The following is a 19,321-nucleotide window of genomic DNA, read 5'->3' on the forward strand; positions in this document are numbered from 1 at the left end:
TTCACTCAGCCGCGTGCGGGTAGTGGGATTTGAAGTCTTCCTCGATCGTCGCCGGTTGCGGCAGCGGCTTTTCGATGATGCCAAGCAGCGGCAGGATCACGAGGAAATAGGCGAACCAATAGGCCGCACCGATCAGCGAGATCGTGGCATAGGGTTCTTCTGCGGGCATAGCACCGGCCCACATCAGCACCACGAAGTCGACGGCCAGCAGCGCGAACCACCATTTGAACATCGGACGATAGCGCCCCGAACGCACCGAGGAGGTGTCGAGCCAGGGAACAATCGCCATGACCGCGATCGCGCCGAACATCGCGAGCACGCCGAAGAATTTGGCGTCGACGATGCCGAAGGTCACCCATTCCGCCGCAATCACGATCCAGACATCGGCGGTGAAAGCCCGCAGGATCGCGTAGAAGGGCAGGAAGTACCATTCCGGCACGATATGGGCAGGCGTGGAGAGCGGGTTGGCCTCGACATAGTTGTCGGGGTGGCCAAGGAAGTTCGGCATGAAGCCGACAATCGCGAAGAACACCACCAGGATCACGGCCAGCGCGAAAAGGTCCTTGATGACGTAATAGGGCCAGAACGGAACCGTGTCTTTCTCGGCATTGGCCTTGCTGTCGCGGCGGACCTCAACACCCGTGGGGTTGTTGTTGCCGGTGTGGTGGAAGGCCCAAATGTGAAGGATCACGAGGCCTGCAATCACGAAGGGCAGCAGGTAATGCAGCGAGAAGAAGCGGTTCAGCGTCGGGTTGTCGACCGCCGGGCCGCCAAGAAGCAGCGTCTGGATCGGCTCGCCGATGCCCGGGATCGCGCCGAAGAGGCCGGTGATCACGGTGGCGCCCCAGAAGGACATCTGGCCCCAGGGCAGAACATAGCCCATGAATGCCGTGCCCATCATCATGAGATAGATCAGCATCCCGATGATCCAGGTCACTTCGCGCGGAGCTTTGTAGCTGCCGTAATAGAGGCCGCGGAAGATGTGCAGATAGACGGCGAAGAAGAACAGCGAGGCGCCGTTCGCGTGCAGATAGCGGATCATATGCCCGCCATTCACGTCGCGCATGATGCGCTCGACCGATGAGAAGGCGAGGCTGACATGCGGCGTGTAATGCATCGCAAGGATGATGCCGGTCACAATCTGCAGCGCCAGACAGAATGCGAGGACAATGCCCCAGATCCACATCCAGTTCAGGTTTTTCGGGGTAGGCACCATCAGCGTGTCATAGACCAGGCCAACGATCGGCAGCCGCTTGTGCAGCCACTTCTCGGGGGCGGTCTTCGGTTCGTAATGGTCGTGCGGAATACCGGCCATGTTGCGTTCCTCAGCCCAGCAGGATCGTGGTTTCGTCGGTGAACTGAGCCACCGGCACTTCGAGGTTCCGGGGGCCGGACCTTTGCGGATACGGCCAGCCGTATCATAGTGAGACCCGTGGCACGGGCAGAACCAGCCACCGAATTCACCGGCGCCATTGCCCAGAGGCACACAGCCCAGATGGGTGCAGACGCCCATCATCACCAGCCATTCGCCGGCTTCGTCCAGCGAGCGGTTCTGGTCCGAGGCATCGGTGCCCGGCTTGTTCTTGTTCTCGGAATTGCGGTCAATGAGCGAAGCATCATCGCCGGAAACGGCGCGGGCCGCTTCGATTTCTTCGGCGGTGCGACGACGAATGAAAACGGGCTTACCGCGCCATTTCACCGTCAGCTGCGAGCCAACGGCCACATTCGTCACATCGACGTAGATCGAGGCGAGCGCACGCGTATCGGCCGAGGGGTTCATCTGGTTGACGAGCGGCCAAGCGGCGGCTCCGGCCGCAACTGCTCCGGCGCCGGCAGTGGCGTAATACAGGAAGTCGCGGCGGCTGCCTGCGTGATCATCTGCTTGGGACACGAGTTCCTCTCCCTGGCATGGCCGCGCGCGGCCAGATATTTGTGCGGGGGCAGACGGATTCCCGGCTGCCCTGACGGGCGCGGTTGTAAACAAGCCGTGATAGATCGTCCAGCGAACAATCCGACGCAATCGCCATCAAATTCAAGGATAAAGGCGATTGATGCGAACATGCCGCAGGCGCTGTGGCCCGCAGCTATCCCTTCGGGACGGTTTCCAGCATCGACGGACGTGCCGCAAATCCGGCCTCCCAGGCCGCGAGCCCGGGTCGTCCGGCCCGCCAGTCCCGCGCGCCAAGGCGGAAATCGACATAGCCAAGGGCCACGCCAAGCGCGATCTGCCCCGCCGTCAGCACGCCCTGCAGATCCGAAAGGCGCGCAGCCTCGACCAGATCCAGAGCCCTGGCGATTTTGGCCCATTGCCCTTCGATCCAGGGGGTAAAACGGTTTTCGTCGGGGCGCAGCCGCGCCTCATAGACCATCAGCAGCGCGGCATCGAGAACGCCATCGGCCAGCGCCTCCAGCGTCAGCACCGGCCAGAGCGCTTCGCCCTCCGGGTAGAAGCCACTTCCGGCATAAGCATCGAGCCAGCGCGTGATCACACGGCTGTCAAACAGCGCCTCGCCCGAAGGCGTCACCAGTGCCGGCACCTTACCCAGCGGGTTGACCGCCGCCACCGCCGGCAAGCCCGAATCTACCGGAGTGGCTGACGCCTGGATCATCGCAATCGGCCCCAGCCCGGCCTCGATCGCCATGACCTGCACCTTGCGCACATAGGGCGAGGTCGGCCCGCCATAAAGCTGAAGCCCCGCGCCCGTTTTGCCTTCGGGCCCCGCTTTTCCGTCAGTCACTGCCGTCGCTCCCTGAACCGCAGCCTCGCGATAAGGCCTGCGTCGATTTCCCATTCCCGGCCGCGAAAGCCGATGATCCGCTTCAGCCGCAGGCTGGCATTTTGCTGCCGCGCCTCCGGAGCAGCGCCGCTCGCCGTTTTGTGCAGCAAGAGACCTTCGCCAAGATCATCCAGCGCATCCTCGGCGCGCTGATCGCGCCGCCCCTCGCCGGCCCTTGGGGTCACCCATCTCACAAAGCCATAGCCCGCCACAGCGGCCAGACCGATTCGCAACGCCAGCGGAACAAAAGGCAGGGGCATGGCAATCTCCACCAGAGGGACAGGTGCCGGGTATCATCACCGGCCAGACTGGTGCGGGCGATTCGCAGTGTCAACCGCAGCGGCAGTCAGATGCGCCGGAAATGGAAAAGGCCGCTCCGGTTTCCCGAAGCGGCCCTGTATCCGTCAGCTGGTAGCTGCACTCAGCCCTGGCGGGCTTTGTAGCGACGCTGCGTCTTATTGATCACATAGACCCGGCCCTTGCGGCGCACGACCTGGCAATCGCGGTGACGCGTCTTCAGCGAGCGGAGCGAATTGGCAACCTTCATGGCTGTCTCCTGTCCTTCGCGGCGCATCACGCGCCTGATTAACCCGTGCCCCGGGTATGACCCCAAAAGCGATGAAATGGTGGGCGGTACTGGGATCGAACCAGTGGCCACTACGATGTCAACGTAGTGCTCTACCGCTGAGCTAACCGCCCACTCTGACCTACACTCTGCCCGCGCTTCTCGGATCTGGCCATCAAGGCAAAACCATTAAGGCGCGGCTGACCGCGTCGGCGTGGAGGGGTCTATACTCAACCCATATCCTGGCCGCAAGGGGTTTCGGAACGAAGAATTATGACGTTATATCGCAGGATACCGCCAGGAAGAGGAAATCCCGCCCTGATTTTCAGCCGGGACTTCTGCCGCGCCAGCCCGTCCCTGCTTGTACCGAGGCCATTTTGCAAGGAATCACCTCCTCCGACGCGTATATGCTGCACCGGCCCGGGCAACAGACCTGCCCGGTCGTTTTTTCCTCGCCGCATTCCGGGCGCGCCTATCCGCCGGATTTTCTGCAGGGCAGCGCGCTGGACAGCCATGCCATCCGCTCTTCCGAGGATGCGTTCATCGATCAGCTGTTCGGCGCCGCCCCCGCGCTTGGTGCGCCCCTGCTTGCCGCCAGGGCACCGCGCGCCTTTGTCGATCTTAACCGGGGCCCGGATGAGCTGGACCCGGCGGTGATCGAAGGGGTGGAGCGACCGGCACATAATCCGCGCATCTCTTCGGGGCTCGGGGTGATTCCCCGCGTGGTCGCAGGCGGGCGGCACATCTATCGCGGCAAAATGGCCCGCCCTGAGGCGGAAGCGCGACTGCAAAGCTTCTGGCATCCCTGGCATGATGCGCTGCGCGGGCTGATCGAAGAAACCCGCGAGACATTTGGCAAGGCGGTGCTGTTTGACTGCCACTCGATGCCACATGAGGCGGCAGATCTGCAATCGCGGGGTGGCCAGCCCGGGCCACAAATCGTTCTGGGGATCGCTTCGGCGCCAGTGCGGGCCGGGATGTGGTCGATCAGATCGCCGGCGCTTTCGAAGCGGCCGGTCTGCGCGTCAGCCGCAATATGCCCTTTGCCGGCGCCTATATCACCCAGGCCTATGGCCGGCCCTCGCGCAATGTTCACGCCGTCCAGATCGAGATCGACCGCCAGCTTTACATGGATGAAGCACGAATCGAGCCGCATGGGGGGTTCGAAGGGTTTCGCCAGCTGATCACCGGGGTCATTGCCGAGGTGACCGGGGCCGATATCCACGCCGCCGGGCTGATGACCGGCAGCCGGCCCCCGCTCGCGGCGGAATAAGCGCGCGGGGTGCAGCGGGCAGAGAAGGGCTCAGTCCTCTCCCGCCCGCCATACCTGTCGCGCTGCCCGTCGCTGAACGGGCAATACAAGCGCCGGAAGTCCGGCTCAGATCAGCAGGTCAGATTCGCTTTTGCCCGAAGCCAGCGCCTCGGCATACCAGCGCGGCTTGCGGCCACGACCGGACCAGGTGTCCGCCGGATTGGCCGGATTGGCATATTTGGCGCCAACCAGCGCCCGCTTGCGCGGAGCCGCCGTCCCGGTCAGTTCCGCCAGCGACGCAAAACCGAGCTCGCGCGCGGTTTCGTCCAGCTTTGCCAGCGCTTCTTTCTTGCGACGATCCTCAAAAGTCGAAATGGCTTTGCCGACTTTCGCCTGCAGCGATTTCAGATCTTTCAGATCAAGGGAATTGAGATCGAGTTCCATTCAGTGCTCCTGATACTCATCATGAGCCTTCCCTATTGCAAATAAATGCGGGCCGCAATTAAAGCCTTCAGCGTGGGCTGCGTTTTGCAAGAATCCGCTGCAAAGTACGGCGATGCATGTTCAGCCTGCGTGCCGTTTCGGAAACATTACGGTCACACATTTCGTAAACGCGCTGGATATGTTCCCAGCGAACCCGGTCCGCCGACATCGGATTTTCCGGCGGCGGCGGCAAAGCCTCGCCTTTGGCCAGAAGCGCATTTGTGACATCATCCGCATCAGCCGGTTTCGACAGGTAGTCCAGCGCGCCGATTTTCACCGCCGCAACCGCCGTCGCAATCGCACCATATCCGGTCAGCACCACGATCCGGCAATCGGGCCGCTTTTCACGCAGCGTCTCCACCACATCGAGCCCATTGCCATCCTCAAGCCGCAGATCAACCACCGCATAGGCCGGCGGGCGGGTCTGGGCGATCTGCCGGCCCACCGCCACGCTTTCTGCCGTCTCGGGCTGGAAGCCACGCTTTTCCATTGCCCTGGCAAGGCGTTTGACGAAAAGCTCGTCATCATCGACCAGCAAAAGGGTCCGATCCGGCCCCAGCTCGGCATGCAGATCTCCGGACATTCGCTATCTCTCCTGACGGGTGCCTGACCCGAATGCCAGACCCGGAGAGGCTTCCCCGGTCTGGCAGAATTTACGGTCCTGGACGGCCGGGGTCAATTCAGCCCGTTACATCCAGCATACATCCGACCCCTTTGGCGATCTGTTCGGGCGTCGCATCGCGGCGGTAAAAATCGGCAAAACCGATACCGGGCAGCATCAGATAGGTGAAGGCCGAATGGTCAACCATATAGAAATCATCGGTGGCCGGCTGGAGGTTATAATAGACGCGATACGCCTTTGCCGCAGCGTCAATCTGTTCCGGAGTGCCCGTCAGACCAATCGCCGTTTCGCTGAAGGCTTCTGCGTAATCGCCCACAACCTGAGGTGTATCCCGCTTGGGATCGACCGTGACGAAAACCAGCCTGACATCGCGACCCGCGTCCTTCAGCAAATCCAGGGCCTCGGCATTTCGCGACATATCGAAGGGGCAGACATCGGGGCAGAATGTATAGCCGAAATAAACCAGTGTCGGCCGGGTGATCACCTCTTTATCGGTCACCTCAGTGCCGGTTTTGTCGAGAAGCGTAAACGGCCCGCCAATATCTGCTCCGCCGACATTCCCTTCACGACATTGCGCCAGCGGATCGGCATTGCTTTGGCCGGCAAAGAACAGATAGCCCGCCGTCCCCCCTATCAGCGCGGCCAGCAGCCCCGCCGCTCCGATTGCGTAAATCCTGTTCATCGCCTTCTCCGCTTTTGTCACCAGGAACGCCCCGCGGAGCCTCCTGCGCTGTCCAGTTGCCCCATTGATCCCCTGGAGCGCGGGCCGTAACAAGGCATAACGATACGAGTAAAGGCGCATTCACAATGCGACAAATCGCGGGCTTTGGTTTTGTCGCCGGAACAGGTGCGGCAGACCGCGTCTGGCTCAGGACGCTGATCCTCATCCGCTGGCTGGCGATCTGCGGTCAGCTTGCGGCCATCTCCCTCGCCGATCTGTGGTTCGGGATCGCGCTGCCGCTGGGGCTTTGCCTGCTCGCCATCGGGGCCTCGGTCATCGTCAATCTGATCGTGACCTTCATCTTTCCCGGCAACCGCAGACTGAGCGAAACCGGCGCGCTCCTGTCGCTGCTGTTTGATCTCTGCCAGCTTGGGTTTCTGGTCTTTGTCACCGGCGGGCTGACCAATCCTTTCGCGCTTCTGTTCATCGCGCCGGTCACCATTTCAGCCTCGGTGCTCGGGATCGGCCCGACAATGATCCTGGGCACGGCTTCGATTGCGATGGTCTCGGGCCTGGCGGTGGTGAATATCCCGATCACCCTTGCGGGTGGCATCACGCTGACCATCCCGCGGCTTTTCACCTTTGGCTTCTGGGCGGCCATCGTGGTCGGCATCGTCTTTCTCGGCGTCTATGCCCGCCGCGTCGCGCGCGAGAGCCGGGCGCTCTCGGATGCGCTGCTCGCAACCCAGATGGCGCTCGCGCGCGAACAGAAGCTGACCGATCTTGGCGGCGTAGTCGCAGCGGCGGCGCATGAGCTCGGGACGCCGCTCGCAACGATCAAACTGGTCTCGGCCGAGCTGATGGACGAGCTGTCGGATCAGCCGGAGCTGCTGGCCGATGCGCGGCTGATCCGCGAACAGGCCGACCGCTGCCGCGACATTCTGCATGGCATGGGGCGGGCCGGCAAAGACGATCTCCAGCTGCGCCAGGCGCCGCTTTCGACCCTGCTGCGCGAGGCCGCAGAGCCGCATATGAACCGCGGCAAAGAGCTGGTGTTCGAACCCGGCCCCGCCAGCAGCGCCCTGCGCGAACCGATGGTGCGCCGCAGCCCCGAAACTATCCACGGGTTGCGCAACCTGATCCAGAACGCAGTCGATTTCGCGGCAGGCCATGTCTGGATCCAGTATGACTGGAGCGGTGACCATATCGCGCTGCGCATCGTCGATGACGGGCCTGGCTATCCGCCCAATGTGATCAACCGGATCGGCGACCCCTTCGTGCGGTCGCGCCGCAACGAACAGGATCTGAGCCGGCGCCCGGAATATGAGGGCATGGGTCTTGGCCTGTTCATCGCCAAAACGCTGCTCGAGCGCACCGGCGCAAGTCTGACCTTCACCAATGCCCATGATCCGTTCCTGCCCGACACGGACCGCCAGGAGCGGTCAGGCGCGCTGGTCGGGGTCCGCTGGCGAAAGGCGGATCTCCTCGCCTCAGACATCGCGCCGGGCGCCGCCAATGCGCAGATCGAGATCTGACAGCGGCGCTGTTTAAGCATTAACCCGCAATTAACGCATCGCACATTAACCTCTTCACCGGAACGTGAAGCAGTGGGCTGATTGCATGCCAGGTATGGAAGCGGACTGGATATTCGCAAGCGGGCTGGTGATCACTGCGGCCCTGATTGCACTCGCCTGTCTTCTCGTCATGGCGGCGGTGCAGTCGCGCAGCCCGGCAGCATCCTCGGTCTTCGGATCCGTCCTGCCTGAAACCGTGTTCATTTTCGATGGAGAGGCGCTGGTCGATGCCACCCCTCCGGCCCGCGCGCTGATGGCGACCGGGGTCGAATCCGGCGGCCCCTGGTTCCGGGCTCTCTCGCGGCTCGAGCCGATGTTCCCCGGGCTCTGGACGCGGCTGGAAGGGTTGCAGCGTGAGGGACGTTTCGTGCTCTGCTCGCGCGAGGATGTCACCCCGCCGATGGTGCTGCGCGCCGAATATCTGGGCGGGCTGACACGGCTGACCCTGGTGGATGGCGAGGGCGAGGCCGCCCGGCCCGGCTCGGACGGCCTGGCGGAACTTGCGCTGCGCGATGAGCTGGCCGGGCTGCATGACACGCTTGCGCGCGCGCCGCTGCCGATCTGGCGCGAAACGGCAGATGGCGAGGTGATCTGGGCCAATGGCCCCTATCTCGCAGCGGCGGCCGAGCGGCTGGAACCCGGCAAAGAACTCGCCTGGCCGCTGCCCGCGATCTTTCCGCGCAAACCGGATGACCCTGAAGCCGGATCTGCCAAAACCAGCGCCCTAGCCGCAAAATCACGGGGATTACCCAATGCGACCCGCGCCTCGCTGACGCTGGGCCAAACGGTCCATTGGTATGATGTCCTGTCGCGCCCCCTGCCCGGGCGGGGCAGCAATGCAGGGCGTCTGTGTTATGCCCTGCCCGCCGACGGGCTGGTCGCGGCGGAAAACAGCCTGCGTGACTTTACCCAGACCCTGGCCAAGACCTTTGCGCAGCTGCCGATTGGCCTCGCGATTTTCGACAAGTCGCGGGTTTTGCAGATGTTCAACCCCGCGATGCTGGATCTGACCGGGCTGCCGGTGGAATTCCTGATCGCACGCCCAAGCCTGCCGGCGCTGCTCGACGCATTGCGCGAACGCTCGATGCTGCCGGAGCCGAAGGATTACCGCTCCTGGCGGCGCCAGATGGCCGAGATGGAGAAAGCCGCTGCTGAAGGCCTGTTCGAGGAAACCTGGGCCCTGCCATCGGGCCGCACCTGGCGGGTCACCGGGCGGCCGCATCCCAATGGTGCACTTGCCTTCATGCTGGAAGATATCTCGACCGAAATGACCCGCACCCGCCGCTACCGTGCAGATCTGGAACTCGGCCAGGCGGTGATCGACGGGTTGCCGGATGCCGTCGTGGTCTTCGCCCAGGATGGATCGGTTGCAATGGCAAATGCGGCGGCGACCCGGCTCTGGGGCAAAGCCCGCTGGAAGGGCCGGATAACAGCAATGGCGGCAAGGCGATCCACTTCTGGCGCGAAAAAACCGCCCCGACGCTCCTGTGGAATGATCTTGAAGAGTTCATCGGCCTGTTCGGCACCCGGGAGGCCTGGGACGGCGATCTGCGCATGACTGACGGCCGCGCCTTTTCCTGCCGCGTCGCACCAATGCCGCATGGCGCAACGCTTGTCACATTCCGCCTGTCAGAGCCCGCCGCCACGGGGGGACCGGTGGCTCCCGCGCTATGCTGATTGCCTGAGCCGTCCCCGTGGCGCCCCGGGCCGGTCTTGCGGCACCACAGCCTGCGGGACTTCGCGCCACTTCACGATCGGCAGTCTGATTTTTGCGCCTCCCTGCCGCGGCGAATCACAAGACGCATCAACGGAAAAGCCGCCGACCTGCGCCGTCGCCTGATCCGGCCCGTACACGGAGGTTTCGCGCGGTTCGGCCCGTTTACCTGGGCATCATGCGACGTTTCACGATCTGCCCCGGCAAAACCCCACCTCGTCTGGACAACAGAGGCGCTATAAACCCGAAACCATCTGTCATATGAGGCGTCCTGCGATCCCCGGCAGCCACGGGCGGAGATCCCTCTCGCCGCAACCTTGCTCCTCCGGCTGCAATGGTTAGTGAGTCTGTTGCCTGGGCCGATGATGCATGGCGGGTGGCGGCGAGGCCAGGTAAGCCCGGGCACATATTCGCGATTGCGTCACCGCCGCGCGAACAAGGCAGCGGCGGCCTTGTTACAGGCCGCCGCCAGGGAGAGGATCCCCCTCCCATTCCTGTCAGTGGGCTCAGAAACCGAAGACCAGCGACAGGCCGAGTTTGTTATCCGTGCGGATTGCCCGGCTGTCATTGTATTCGGTCAGGTAGCTGACCCGGGTCGAGATCGCGTCAGTCACCTTGAAGTTGACGCCGAGATCGTTGTTCGCCCGCAGCGCGGAGTCCGAATTCAGCACGTCGGTGTCATTGGTGAAGAATACGTTATCGTTGATCTTGTAGTAGAAGCGCGACGACGCGATGTAGCCGGTCTCGGTGGTCGACTCCCCCAGACCATTCTTCAGATAGCTGACACCGACACCAGCCTGCACGCGCCAGGCCATATCCGTCTCGTTGATGATGCGGTAGCCCGGACCCACGCCGAGGAAGGCGTCCTGTTGCGTCTGGCCACGCAGCTGTTCGGTATCGCTGATCGCATCGGCGCGCTGTTCATCCGTCAGCCGGTCGGCGAGACCGTCCGACACAACCCGACCCAGCACGAAACCGTAGAAGCGGTCATCAAAGGAATAGGTCGCGTCATAGATACCGAAGACATCACGCTTGGTCGATTTGTTGTCGGCCTCGGAATAATCGATCACTGCGCCGATGGTCTGGCTGAAGGCTCCGGCGCCGTGGCGAACACGCAGACCGATGGTCAGGTCCTGCGATTCATTGTTGCCGGTCTTGCCGGAATAGCCGATCGAGGCCGAGCCCGAAAAGCCCTGACGGAAATCCGGGCTGCCGAAACGGGCATTGTCCTCGGCGCGGGCCATATCCCGGGCGACATCGCGCTCAACATCCTCGATCTGGTCATCAATCGATGAAATCCCGACAATGTCAGTCTGTGCGAAGGCAGGCGCCGTCAGTCCGAGCGCCAGGATGGCTGAAGTCAGATAGAGCGGTTTCATGGCAATTCCTTTCACGGGTTACGTCCGTCCCAACTCAGGGGCGGTTGATGAGAAGGAATTGGTTGTTTTGCCGGGATTCGGAACCTTCACGAAACTTGAGCCATCCCCGAGAATTACTCGTGGAACCAGATCTTTTCTGGCGAAATGGCACTGCACGGGGCTGATGAAAGGATTTTTCTTGTTTTATCTCAGGCAGATGCAATGAACTGTGTTCATGTTTCGCGCAACGCAAGCACTTCGGCATTGGTGTCTGACGCCTGGCTGGCGGCTTCCAGCAGTGTTTCCTTTGCAACAGCGAGCAGCTTCTCGCCGAGGTCATCGCGCCACAAAGACCAGACCGGAAGCTGGAAAACCGGCGCATTCGCGACCGGATGCAGCTGCGCCAGGTCGAGAAAGCGCTTTGCATGCCGGGCGGGAAGATAGGCTGCAAAGGGGCGGGTCTGGATAAACAGCGCGGCCAGCGAGCCGAAGGCCAGTTGCAGACGTGTGCCATGCAGCGAGGGGAGCGCCTCTTCGTGAAAGCGCATGAACTCGGGTCCCCAATCCACCAGCGCATAATTTTCGCCCAGATCCGCGACGGTCAGCCCCTGGCGCGACGAGACCAGCACCAGCTGGTCATCAAGCAGCTGCTCTGCATGGATCCCGGGCCGGTTCGCGACGGAATAGGACAGGGCGACATCGATCCCGCCTTGCAACAGGTTATGCGTCAGCGTTTCCGCCCGCGCCATCTCAGCCCGCAAAGCAAGATCGGGCAGGCGGGCGCGCAACAGATCCAGCCAGCCAAATCCGAGGCGCGGCCAGAGCGAGGGCTCTGAGCCGATCACCAGGCGCAGGCCTTCGTCACCAGATGCCGAGACCCGCAGCCGGGCCTGTTCCCAGTTGCGCAGGATTGCAATGGCAAAGCCACGAAACTCACGACCTGCCGCTGTCAGCGCCACCCCGTCTTTGGATCGGGTGAAAAGCGGGCGGCCCAGCTGCTCTTCGAGCCGCTGGATCCGGAGACTGACCGCCGATTGCGTGACAAAAAGCCGCTCCGAGGCTGCGGCAAAGGATCCGGTTTCCGCCGTCTCCATAAAGGTTCGGACAAGTTGCAGTTCTATGGCCTGATCCTCCGCACTGAGACGAGACCCACTCGCCCCGCCAGAAGTCAGAAGTCAACGGACAGCCTGCCGGCAAGGGCGCTTCCATGCGGGATCTCGCCCGGAAGGCAAACGACCGGCGCGACGCCCCTCACCGGTCGAGCGCCCACCCTGGTCCCTCCCTTATCGGTGCGCAGGACTGGCGCCCGGCGTTTTCGAGGCGTCGAAGATGGAGTATCGCCGCTTCGATCCTGATGACGTCAATCCTCCGTGCACCTATAGCCTGACATGTTTCCGGGATGGCGCAGTCCCCGCACGCATTATTAGATCGGCATTGTTCGTGTAAATTTCGCTTGCCCTTGCCCCTCCCGACTGTGGGCGGTGCTGATCGTCGCCGATAGCGGCAACCCCGGCATGGCGCTCGCGTGCCGATCGTGATACCCGTGCCGCTCAACAAGAAGGCGAGCAATACAGTGCCTCAGGACGAGCAGAGCTTTATCCGGCTGGACGATGATGACATCCGTTACCTCAGCATTCAGCTGCGGGGCGTTAAGCAGGCGCGGGTGCGCTTTCTGACTGCCACGCCCGAGTTTCAGCTTGAGGTGATCGAGGTCCTGCTGGCGCTTGGCGTATCGGCAACGGCCGAGAGGCTGGCCCAGATCGCTCCCTATCCGAAGCGAAGATTCGGGATCCGCTATAAGGGCGACACCGCTATCGTCACTGTGGCTCAGGACGCGCTGCTTCTGGGTGAGGCCGTCGAAGCCTGTCGAGGCAGGGCCCGCCACCACAAGCGGGCCGAAACCAGCGCAGGAGAAACAGATGCGCAATACTATCTTTCTGATGGCAACCTCCGTGTTTTTCGCCATCACCCTCATGTCACCGGTACAGGCCGGTGTTGCCGGAGAGTATGAGGTTGTCGGGGTTGAGGCCGAAGATATGCTGAAAATGCGGTCCGGACCCGGCATTGGCTACACCATCATCCTCGGACTTCCGAATGGCACATTGGTCAGGGTTCACAGCTGCGAGCAAAGCGGCAGCACGCGCTGGTGCAAGGTCTCACTTAAGCAAGCCCGCGCGCTTAAGGGCTACGTGTCGGCATCCTACCTGCGGAAACTGTGATCTCTCGCCCGTTCTGAGGCCAACGGTTATACTCTGACCGTGACGGTGCCTCTGACTTTTATCCGGCGTGAGCGAGCTCCGGGCTTGAGTTCTGCCCATTCGGGTGAGTTGAGCAACGTGGGCTGGTGCAGTGCCTTGCAGGTTGCGCAGCGCCAAACCCCGTTGCAGGGCAAAGGTTTGGGCAAACTCGGCTAGGGTCTGCCAGTCGAGAAGGGAGTGGGGCCGTTCAGCGTTATCGTCCGTGCACCAGGCGGCCAGGGTTGCGCGGGCATGGTGCAGGGGCGGAACTGGGTCTCGTTCAACAACTCGTCGCGCAGGATTCCGTTGAAGCTCTCAATGAGGGCATTCTGGGCCGGCTTTCCCGCGCGCAGTCATCCACCACGGTCATGATCCGGAAGCGACTACCATCCGTTAGTTGATCGGATGTCGAGCCATGGAGCGCAACTGGTTCGAGTAACCATTGCGAGGGTCCAACAACCAGCGCTGGTTCGGCATGACCGGCAGCGTCATCGGTGCCCGCGTGCGGATGGCCGGCTTACTCCCGCCAAGGCGGCGCACGTGCAGTGTCATCGGGGAAACGATCCCCCGGATCGTTTCCTGATCCTCCTCCACCTCTAGCCGCTTCAGCCGCTTTGCCTCGCTGACATCCATACCGCCAGACCTGGCCTTGCCTTGTAAACGGTGGCACCGCTGACGCCATTCTTGCGGCATAGATCGGCGACGGACACCCCAGCCTCATGCTCTTTCAAAATACAGTTGATCTGACCTTCGGTGAACCTGCCGCGCTTCATCTCCGGTCCTCTCGGTTGGGCCAGAGCGTACGACAAACTGGATTAGCCGCAGGAGATCGTGCTGACGCCAGACCCCGTGAGCGGCGAGCTTCAGATCGAAGTACGGGGTGATCTGGCAGGCATTCTGACGATTGCTTTGGAACGCAGAAAGCCCGCCTTTTGGGCGGGCGGTGTGCAAGTTGATTTGGTTGCGGGGACCTGCGGCCACTGGCGTCATAAGTCCTGTTCGCCCCTGTTCCGGCTGGGCGGCAGCGATGCCCAGGATACCCATCAGTTCGCCGCGTAGCTCGGCATGAACCTCGCCCCGCTTCTCGCCGGGTATGACGATGATCCCGCCGATCAGCGAGGTGAGGCTTCGGCAGCCTCGCGACCGCCGTCCGGATCATTCAATGCTTCGGCGAAGCGCACGACATTCCGGCTGTAGTTTGCGGCCACGTTCGGGTGAACATCCGGCATATCTGCGGGCGCTTCGGCCATGCGGGTGATGATGTCCGCCTTCTGCCGTTCCAGTTCGTCCATCCGCGGCTTCATTGACGGCTGATACATGCGGCGCGCACCGCCGGGCTCGCTCGTATAGGCAGCGGCCAGCCGCGTGGGATCGGCGACAGCAAAGCCCGTGTCGGTCAACCCGAGCGGATCGGTCACGAAGGTGCGCACCGCTTCGGGGAGTGGAAGACCGGCAGCGCCTTCGATCACGGCTCCGAGCACATCGGTCGAGAGCGAATAGTGCCATGCCGTGCCGGGGGCGAACAGCAGCGGGACCGAACCGACGCGCCGGACATTCTCGTCCAGCGTCAGGTCGGAGAGGTCCATGCCGTCCGATACGCCAGCCCGATGATAGGGACCTTCCGCCGGCTCGAAGAAGCCATAAGCCTCGCCCGGTGCATAGTAGAGCGGCACATAGGCTTCTGCCGTCACCGCCCCCCGGTTCTGCGACCAGTTCCTGGCGAACCGGCGCACGGCATCATAGCCACCCTGGTATCCGAACCCACGCAGTTCCTCGAAGATGCGGATCAACGTCAGCCGTTCCCGCGCGGGCTTGTTCGCATTGGACGACAGAAACTGTTCGAGCTGCCCCTGCCAGGGACCAATCCGCGGCATCGGCTGACGCTCACGCTCGTAACTGAAGTCCGTCTCATCCGTCCGCAGGATCTTGCGCACTGTGTTCCGTGACACGTGCAGTTCTCGCACGATCTTCTTCATCGACCAGCCCTGAACGTAGAAGGCCCGCCGCTCTCGCGCGATCGTATCCACCCGCTTCATCCCCCCCTCCGTTCGCTGCCTCGCAACGAACGGTCTGACAGAACCTAAGGGGGGGCAAAATTGGACGCCGATACCCCGCATTAGGGGTCAATTTTGCACGCCGATGTAATGACCCATCAGTTTCTGCTCAAGTTAAGCCGCTAAGGCGAATGCCTGTGCTGGCGTTTTCATCTTCAGCGCCTGATGCGGGCGCTGATGGTTGTAGAAGCCGATCCATTCACCGATCGCGCGGGCGGCGTGCTGGATGCTGTCGAAGCGCTGGCGATGGACGCATTGCTCCTTCAGCGTCCGGATCACGCGCTCGACCATGCCATTTTGTTGCGGGCAATGCGGAGTGATGAACTCCTGCTTCAGCCCGTAGCCGCGCACCAAACCCGTGAACTTGCGACTGGTGAAGACCAGACCATTGTCCGACCGCAGCAGGAATGGCTCTGGCACCCGGCCGAGGGTGCCGAACCGGGTGATCAGCGCATGCTCCAGCGCACTGGCGGCCGTCGTGGCCTTGCCGGATCGGGACAGGTGCCAGCCGAGCAGTTCGCGTGTGTGGCAGTCGATGACGAGGGCAAGGGTAGTCCAGCCGTCGCGCCCGGCCCAGACCCGGCACATGTCGGTCGACCACCGCTCGTTCGGCGCGGCGGCCACCGAAGGGATCGCTTCGATCCGCGGTCGCATGCCCAGAACCCGCTTGCGGACCTGCCAGCCCTTGAGCCGGAAGATCCGCTGAACCGTGTTCTTGTTGAACCCCAGCAGCCAGGCGACCGTGCGGTAGCCGAAGGACGGATTGCTCTCGATCATCGCTTTGATCGGTTCGGCGAAGCGCGCTGCGATCTTCGGCGCCCCCTTCGTCGGCAGATAGTAGACCGTGCGCCGCGGGACGCCAAACCAGGCGCAGAGTTTCGTCAGCGGCACGGCAAACCCTTCCGCGAGCAGGCCCCGGTGAATGCTGCGGATCATTTCTCGTCCTGAGCATCCAGCAGGGCCTGGAACTTTTTTCGCGCACGCAGCTCCAGCATCGCCTCGCCATAGGCCTCCTGCAGGTCCTTCAGCTGCTTCTCGTATTGCTCCCGGATGTCGAGCGGGTTCGCCCGCAGAGAATTCTCCATCCCGCGCTTCGCGTCATCGACCCAACCCTCGATCTCCGAGGGCGACAGATCAGACGACCGGCTCGCCTCCGCAACGGTCGTCTTGCCTTGAATGATCTCGATCACCAGCGCTGTCTTGCGCTTCGCGGTCCACCGTTTGACGCCGTCTTCCATACTCACACTCATTGCTACCTGTCTCCTTATAGCATGAGCAGAAGTTCAGTGGGGCGTTACACCGAAACACACTGAACGAGGCCGACCGACTGCTCAGGGCCGGTGCAGCCTATCACGCGTGCGAGAAGCTCATACTTACGGGCGCACGCGCTCCCGCGTAGCGCAATGTGAGCGGCTTCGGCCCGGAACGACCGATATTCCACCTATCCCAAAACAGAAAAGGCCGCCTTGTGGCGGCCTAAGCGTCTGATCACACTTGGATTTCGATTGATTTATGACAGAACTGGTTGCGGGGACAGGATTTGAACCTGTGACCTTCAGGTTATGAGCCTGACGAGCTACCTGGCTGCTCCACCCCGCGGCCGTTATCCCCTCGGGGTTAGTATGAGGGGATTTGTATCGTATTGGAGAGAGAAGTCTCTGATCAGGTTTGGCGGTTACCTACTCTCCCACGTCTTGAGACGCAGTACCATTGGCGTAGAGGCCCTTAACGGCCGAGTTCGGGATGGGATCGGGTGTTTAGCCACCACTATGACCACCAAACCGGAACAGAGACTTGCGGATTTGATCCGCGAACATCGATGTATTGTTCAGGTCTGTACGACTTTTGGTGCTTGTATATGGCTGTCTGTCGGTTAGCGAAGGTTTATGCCTTGCTTTTACCGGATCAAATCAAGCCAATCGGGCAATTAGTACCAGTCAGCTGAATGCGTTACCGCACTTACACCTCTGGCCTATCGACGTGGTGGTCTACCACGGCCCTCAAGGGAGGCCTAGTTTTGAAGGGGGCTTCACGCTTAGATGCCTTCAGCGTTTATCCTGTCCGAACATAGCTACCCTGCACTACCGTTGGCACGATAACAGGTCCACCAGTGGTTCGTTCAACCCGGTCCTCTCGTACTAGGGTCAACTCTTCTCAAGCCTCCTGCACCCACGGCAGATAGGGACCGAACTGTCTCACGACGTTCTAAACCCAGCTCACGTACCTCTTTAAACGGCGAACAGCCGTACCCTTGGGACCTGCTCCGGCCCCAGGATGAGATGAGCCGACATCGAGGTGCCAAACGATGCCGTCGATATGGACTCTTGGGCATCATCAGCCTGTTATCCCCAGAGTACCTTTTATCCGTTGAGCGATGGCCCTCCCACTTGGGACCACCGGATCACTATGGCCGACTTTCGTCTCTGCTCGACTTGTCAGTCTCGCAGTCAGGCTGGCTTCTGCCATTGCACTCAACGACCGATTTCCGACCGGTCTGAGCCAACCTTCGCGCGCCTCCGTTACGATTTGGGAGGCGACCGCCCCAGTCAAACTCCCCACCATGCAGGGTCCCGGATCCGGATAACGGACCGCGGTTAGACATCAAGAAGGCGAAGGGTGGTATCTCAAGGATGGCTCCACTCAGACTGGCGTCCAAGTTTCAATGCCTACCACCTATCCTGCACATCACATTCCTGATGCCAATGCAAAGCTAGAGTAAAGGTTCATGGGGTCTTTCCGTCTAACCGCGGGTAGTGTGCATCTTGACACACAGTTCAATTTCGCTGAGTCCACGTTTGAGACAGCGGGGAGATCGTTACGCCATTCGTGCAGGTCGGAACTTACCCGACAAGGAATTTCGCTACCTTAGGACCGTTATAGTTACGGCCGCCGTTTACCGGGGCTTCAATTCAGAGCTTGCACCCCTCCTTTTAACCTTCCGGCACCGGGCAGGCGTCAGACCCTATACGTCGTCTTACGACTTCGCAGAGCCCTGTGTTTTAAGTAAACAGTCGCCACCCCCTGGATTGTGCCCCCCGCCCATACTTGCGTACAGACGGGGCTCCCTTCTCGCGAACTTACGGGAGCATTTTGCCGAGTTCCTTAAACGTGGTTCTCTCAAGCGCCTTGGTATACTCTACCTGTCCACCTGTGTCGGTTTAGGGTACGGTCTGATGGAGGGCTATTTCCAGGAACCTCTGAACGGCCTTCCCAATCCGATAAGGGAAGACAATCTTCGAGATCCGTCACATCCTCCTGGCCACGGAATATTAACCGTGTTCCCATCGACTACGCCTTTCGGCCTCGCCTTAGGGGCCGGCTTACCCTGCTCAGATTAGCTTTAAGCAGGAACCCTTGGACTTTCGGCGAGAGGGTCTCTCACCCTCTTTGTCGCTACTCATGTCAACATTCTCACTTCTGATCTCTCCACCGGATGCCTTACAGCCCGGCTTCACAGAAAGAACAGTGTCTCTGCGTTGGTCCCCATTATCCGAGGATAAAGGATCAACAAGAGACAGCGTTCTATATCACAGAACGCTCCGCTACCACGCACATCGCTGTGCATCCCGAGCTTCGGCTCATGGCTTGAGCCCCGATACATCTTCGCCGCAGGACAGCTTATCTAGACCAGTGAGCTGTTACGCTATCTTTAAAGGATGGCTGCTTCTAAGCCAACCTCCTGGTTGTTTTGGCCGTCCCACATGCTTTCCCACTTAGCCATGAATTAGGGGCCTTAGCTGCAGGTCAGGGTTGTTTCCCTCTTCACGACGGACGTTAGCACCCGCCGTGTGTCTCCCGGATATTACTCATCGGTATTCGGAGTTTGGTTAGGCTCAGTAAGTCTGTGGGACCCCATTGCCCATCCAGTGCTCTACCCCCGATGGTATTCGTCCGAGGCGCTACCTAAATAGCTTTCGCGGAGAACCAGCTATCTCCAGGTTTGATTAGCCTTTCACCCCTAGCCACAAGTCATCCAGACCCTTTTCAACGGGTGTTGGTTCGGACCTCCAGTAAGTGTTACCTT

The 19,321-nt window shown here is 61.4% G+C and carries 17 protein-coding genes, 2 tRNA genes, 2 rRNA genes and 4 pseudogenes (1 of these 25 running past the window's edge); 5 read left to right on the forward strand and 20 right to left on the reverse strand.

Annotated features, from left to right (window positions below):
* Nucleotide 1: 1 nt before the first annotated feature.
* From petB to QNO18_RS02375, 6 genes and pseudogenes are all read right to left on the reverse strand, one after another.
* Complete coding sequence (gene petB, locus QNO18_RS02350) at nucleotides 2–1,315, reverse strand: cytochrome b (protein WP_092899905.1); 1,314 nt, start codon at nucleotides 1,313–1,315, stop codon at nucleotides 2–4.
* Nucleotides 1,316–1,325: 10 nt separating this feature from the next.
* A pseudogene (petA, locus tag QNO18_RS02355) lies at nucleotides 1,326–1,891 on the reverse strand (ubiquinol-cytochrome c reductase iron-sulfur subunit).
* Between the two features lie 193 nt (nucleotides 1,892–2,084).
* Nucleotides 2,085–2,738, reverse strand: coding sequence for a glutathione S-transferase family protein (locus QNO18_RS02360; RefSeq protein ID WP_283176375.1), 654 nt, complete (start codon nucleotides 2,736–2,738; stop codon nucleotides 2,085–2,087).
* The gene (locus QNO18_RS02365) at nucleotides 2,735–3,037 is read right to left on the reverse strand and encodes a hypothetical protein (protein WP_283176376.1); all 303 of its coding nucleotides are present in this window, start codon (nucleotides 3,035–3,037) and stop codon (nucleotides 2,735–2,737) included. The genes QNO18_RS02360 and QNO18_RS02365 overlap by 4 nt, the downstream gene beginning before the upstream one ends.
* A gap of 161 nt (nucleotides 3,038–3,198) precedes the next feature.
* Nucleotides 3,199–3,324: a type B 50S ribosomal protein L36 gene (ykgO, locus tag QNO18_RS02370; protein ID WP_198837904.1), complete on the reverse strand. Its 126-nt coding sequence runs from the start codon at nucleotides 3,322–3,324 to the stop codon at nucleotides 3,199–3,201.
* A 77-nt stretch (nucleotides 3,325–3,401) separates the two neighbouring features.
* Nucleotides 3,402–3,476: transfer RNA gene (locus QNO18_RS02375), tRNA-Val, on the reverse strand.
* Between the two features lie 273 nt (nucleotides 3,477–3,749).
* On the opposite strand from QNO18_RS02375, the pseudogene QNO18_RS02380 reads away from it, so the two are divergent.
* A pseudogene (locus tag QNO18_RS02380) lies at nucleotides 3,750–4,615 on the forward strand (N-formylglutamate amidohydrolase).
* Nucleotides 4,616–4,720: 105 nt separating this feature from the next.
* On the opposite strand, the gene QNO18_RS02385 reads toward QNO18_RS02380, so the two are convergent.
* From QNO18_RS02385 to QNO18_RS02395, 3 genes are all read right to left on the reverse strand, one after another.
* Nucleotides 4,721–5,038: an H-NS histone family protein gene (locus tag QNO18_RS02385; protein WP_092899913.1), complete on the reverse strand. Its 318-nt coding sequence runs from the start codon at nucleotides 5,036–5,038 to the stop codon at nucleotides 4,721–4,723.
* 67 nt (nucleotides 5,039–5,105) lie between these two features.
* Nucleotides 5,106–5,660, reverse strand: coding sequence for an ActR/PrrA/RegA family redox response regulator transcription factor (locus tag QNO18_RS02390; RefSeq protein WP_283176377.1), 555 nt, complete (start codon nucleotides 5,658–5,660; stop codon nucleotides 5,106–5,108).
* 97 nt (nucleotides 5,661–5,757) lie between these two features.
* A complete protein-coding gene (locus QNO18_RS02395; RefSeq protein WP_283176378.1) occupies nucleotides 5,758–6,381 on the reverse strand; it encodes an SCO family protein in 624 nt (207 codons plus the stop codon).
* Between the two features lie 125 nt (nucleotides 6,382–6,506).
* Between QNO18_RS02395 and regB the strand changes: the two genes are divergently transcribed.
* Nucleotides 6,507–7,895: a sensor histidine kinase RegB gene (gene regB / locus QNO18_RS02400; protein ID WP_283176379.1), complete on the forward strand. Its 1,389-nt coding sequence runs from the start codon at nucleotides 6,507–6,509 to the stop codon at nucleotides 7,893–7,895.
* Between the two features lie 85 nt (nucleotides 7,896–7,980).
* On the forward strand, nucleotides 7,981–9,492 hold the full coding sequence (locus QNO18_RS02405) for a PAS domain-containing protein (RefSeq protein WP_283176380.1): 1,512 nt from the start codon (nucleotides 7,981–7,983) through the stop codon (nucleotides 9,490–9,492).
* 662 nt (nucleotides 9,493–10,154) lie between these two features.
* Here QNO18_RS02405 and QNO18_RS02410 read toward each other — a convergent pair.
* From QNO18_RS02410 to QNO18_RS02420, 3 genes are all read right to left on the reverse strand, one after another.
* Nucleotides 10,155–11,027, reverse strand: a complete 873-nt coding sequence (locus QNO18_RS02410; protein ID WP_283176381.1) for a DUF481 domain-containing protein — start codon at nucleotides 11,025–11,027, stop codon at nucleotides 10,155–10,157.
* A 212-nt stretch (nucleotides 11,028–11,239) separates the two neighbouring features.
* Nucleotides 11,240–12,178, reverse strand: coding sequence for a LysR family transcriptional regulator (locus QNO18_RS02415; protein ID WP_349293877.1), 939 nt, complete (start codon nucleotides 12,176–12,178; stop codon nucleotides 11,240–11,242).
* A gap of 251 nt (nucleotides 12,179–12,429) precedes the next feature.
* Complete coding sequence (locus QNO18_RS02420) at nucleotides 12,430–12,933, reverse strand: hypothetical protein (protein ID WP_283176382.1); 504 nt, start codon at nucleotides 12,931–12,933, stop codon at nucleotides 12,430–12,432.
* A gap of 118 nt (nucleotides 12,934–13,051) precedes the next feature.
* Here QNO18_RS02420 and QNO18_RS02425 point away from each other — a divergent pair, with 118 nt between their 5' ends.
* On the forward strand, nucleotides 13,052–13,225 hold the full coding sequence (locus QNO18_RS02425; protein ID WP_349293878.1) for an SH3 domain-containing protein: 174 nt from the start codon (nucleotides 13,052–13,054) through the stop codon (nucleotides 13,223–13,225).
* Between the two features lie 58 nt (nucleotides 13,226–13,283).
* Here QNO18_RS02425 and QNO18_RS02430 read toward each other — a convergent pair.
* Nucleotides 13,284–13,587, reverse strand: a pseudogene (locus QNO18_RS02430) (transposase); the annotation flags it as partial.
* Nucleotides 13,588–13,837: 250 nt separating this feature from the next.
* Nucleotides 13,838–14,016 (reverse strand): annotated as a pseudogene (locus QNO18_RS02435) (transposase); the annotation flags it as partial.
* A gap of 58 nt (nucleotides 14,017–14,074) precedes the next feature.
* Here QNO18_RS02435 and QNO18_RS02440 point away from each other — a divergent pair.
* Nucleotides 14,075–14,302 carry a hypothetical protein gene (locus tag QNO18_RS02440; protein ID WP_283176383.1) on the forward strand — a complete coding sequence of 76 codons (228 nt, stop codon included), beginning with the start codon at nucleotides 14,075–14,077 and terminating at the stop codon, nucleotides 14,300–14,302.
* 53 nt (nucleotides 14,303–14,355) lie between these two features.
* On the opposite strand, the gene QNO18_RS02445 is transcribed toward QNO18_RS02440, so the two are convergent.
* From QNO18_RS02445 to QNO18_RS02470, 6 genes are all read right to left on the reverse strand, one after another.
* Complete coding sequence (locus QNO18_RS02445; protein WP_283176384.1) at nucleotides 14,356–15,279, reverse strand: serine hydrolase; 924 nt, start codon at nucleotides 15,277–15,279, stop codon at nucleotides 14,356–14,358.
* A 132-nt stretch (nucleotides 15,280–15,411) separates the two neighbouring features.
* Nucleotides 15,412–16,233, reverse strand: a complete 822-nt coding sequence (locus QNO18_RS02450; protein WP_283176385.1) for an IS3 family transposase — start codon at nucleotides 16,231–16,233, stop codon at nucleotides 15,412–15,414.
* Nucleotides 16,230–16,547 (reverse strand): transposase, encoded by a 318-nt coding sequence (locus QNO18_RS02455; RefSeq protein WP_283176386.1) that lies wholly within the window; start codon nucleotides 16,545–16,547, stop codon nucleotides 16,230–16,232. The genes QNO18_RS02450 and QNO18_RS02455 overlap by 4 nt, the downstream gene beginning before the upstream one ends.
* Nucleotides 16,548–16,819: 272 nt before the next feature.
* Nucleotides 16,820–16,896 (reverse strand) — tRNA-Met (locus QNO18_RS02460).
* A 67-nt stretch (nucleotides 16,897–16,963) separates the two neighbouring features.
* A 5S ribosomal RNA gene (gene rrf / locus QNO18_RS02465) occupies nucleotides 16,964–17,078 on the reverse strand.
* A 125-nt stretch (nucleotides 17,079–17,203) separates the two neighbouring features.
* Nucleotides 17,204–19,321 (reverse strand): 23S ribosomal RNA (locus QNO18_RS02470); it runs 791 nt beyond the window's last position.

Origin of the sequence: Gemmobacter sp. 24YEA27, from assembly GCF_030052995.1 — a bacterium.
Lineage (GTDB): Bacteria > Pseudomonadota > Alphaproteobacteria > Rhodobacterales > Rhodobacteraceae > Pseudogemmobacter.

Coding starts and splice junctions, on each gene's coding strand:
- petB (WP_092899905.1), bottom strand. CDS start 1,315: ATGGCCGGTATTCCGCACGACCATTACGAACCGAAGACCGCCCCCGAG.
- QNO18_RS02365 (WP_283176376.1), bottom strand. CDS start 3,037: ATGCCCCTGCCTTTTGTTCCGCTGGCGTTGCGAATCGGTCTGGCCGCT.
- ykgO (WP_198837904.1), bottom strand. CDS start 3,324: ATGAAGGTTGCCAATTCGCTCCGCTCGCTGAAGACGCGTCACCGCGAT.
- QNO18_RS02385 (WP_092899913.1), bottom strand. CDS start 5,038: ATGGAACTCGATCTCAATTCCCTTGATCTGAAAGATCTGAAATCGCTG.
- QNO18_RS02390 (WP_283176377.1), bottom strand. CDS start 5,660: ATGTCCGGAGATCTGCATGCCGAGCTGGGGCCGGATCGGACCCTTTTG.
- QNO18_RS02395 (WP_283176378.1), bottom strand. CDS start 6,381: ATGAACAGGATTTACGCAATCGGAGCGGCGGGGCTGCTGGCCGCGCTG.
- regB (WP_283176379.1), top strand. CDS start 6,507: ATGCGACAAATCGCGGGCTTTGGTTTTGTCGCCGGAACAGGTGCGGCA.
- QNO18_RS02405 (WP_283176380.1), top strand. CDS start 7,981: ATGCCAGGTATGGAAGCGGACTGGATATTCGCAAGCGGGCTGGTGATC.
- QNO18_RS02410 (WP_283176381.1), bottom strand. CDS start 11,027: ATGAAACCGCTCTATCTGACTTCAGCCATCCTGGCGCTCGGACTGACG.
- QNO18_RS02425 (WP_349293878.1), top strand. CDS start 13,052: ATGCGGTCCGGACCCGGCATTGGCTACACCATCATCCTCGGACTTCCG.
- QNO18_RS02445 (WP_283176384.1), bottom strand. CDS start 15,279: ATGAAGCGGGTGGATACGATCGCGCGAGAGCGGCGGGCCTTCTACGTT.
- QNO18_RS02450 (WP_283176385.1), bottom strand. CDS start 16,233: ATGATCCGCAGCATTCACCGGGGCCTGCTCGCGGAAGGGTTTGCCGTG.
- QNO18_RS02455 (WP_283176386.1), bottom strand. CDS start 16,547: ATGAGTGTGAGTATGGAAGACGGCGTCAAACGGTGGACCGCGAAGCGC.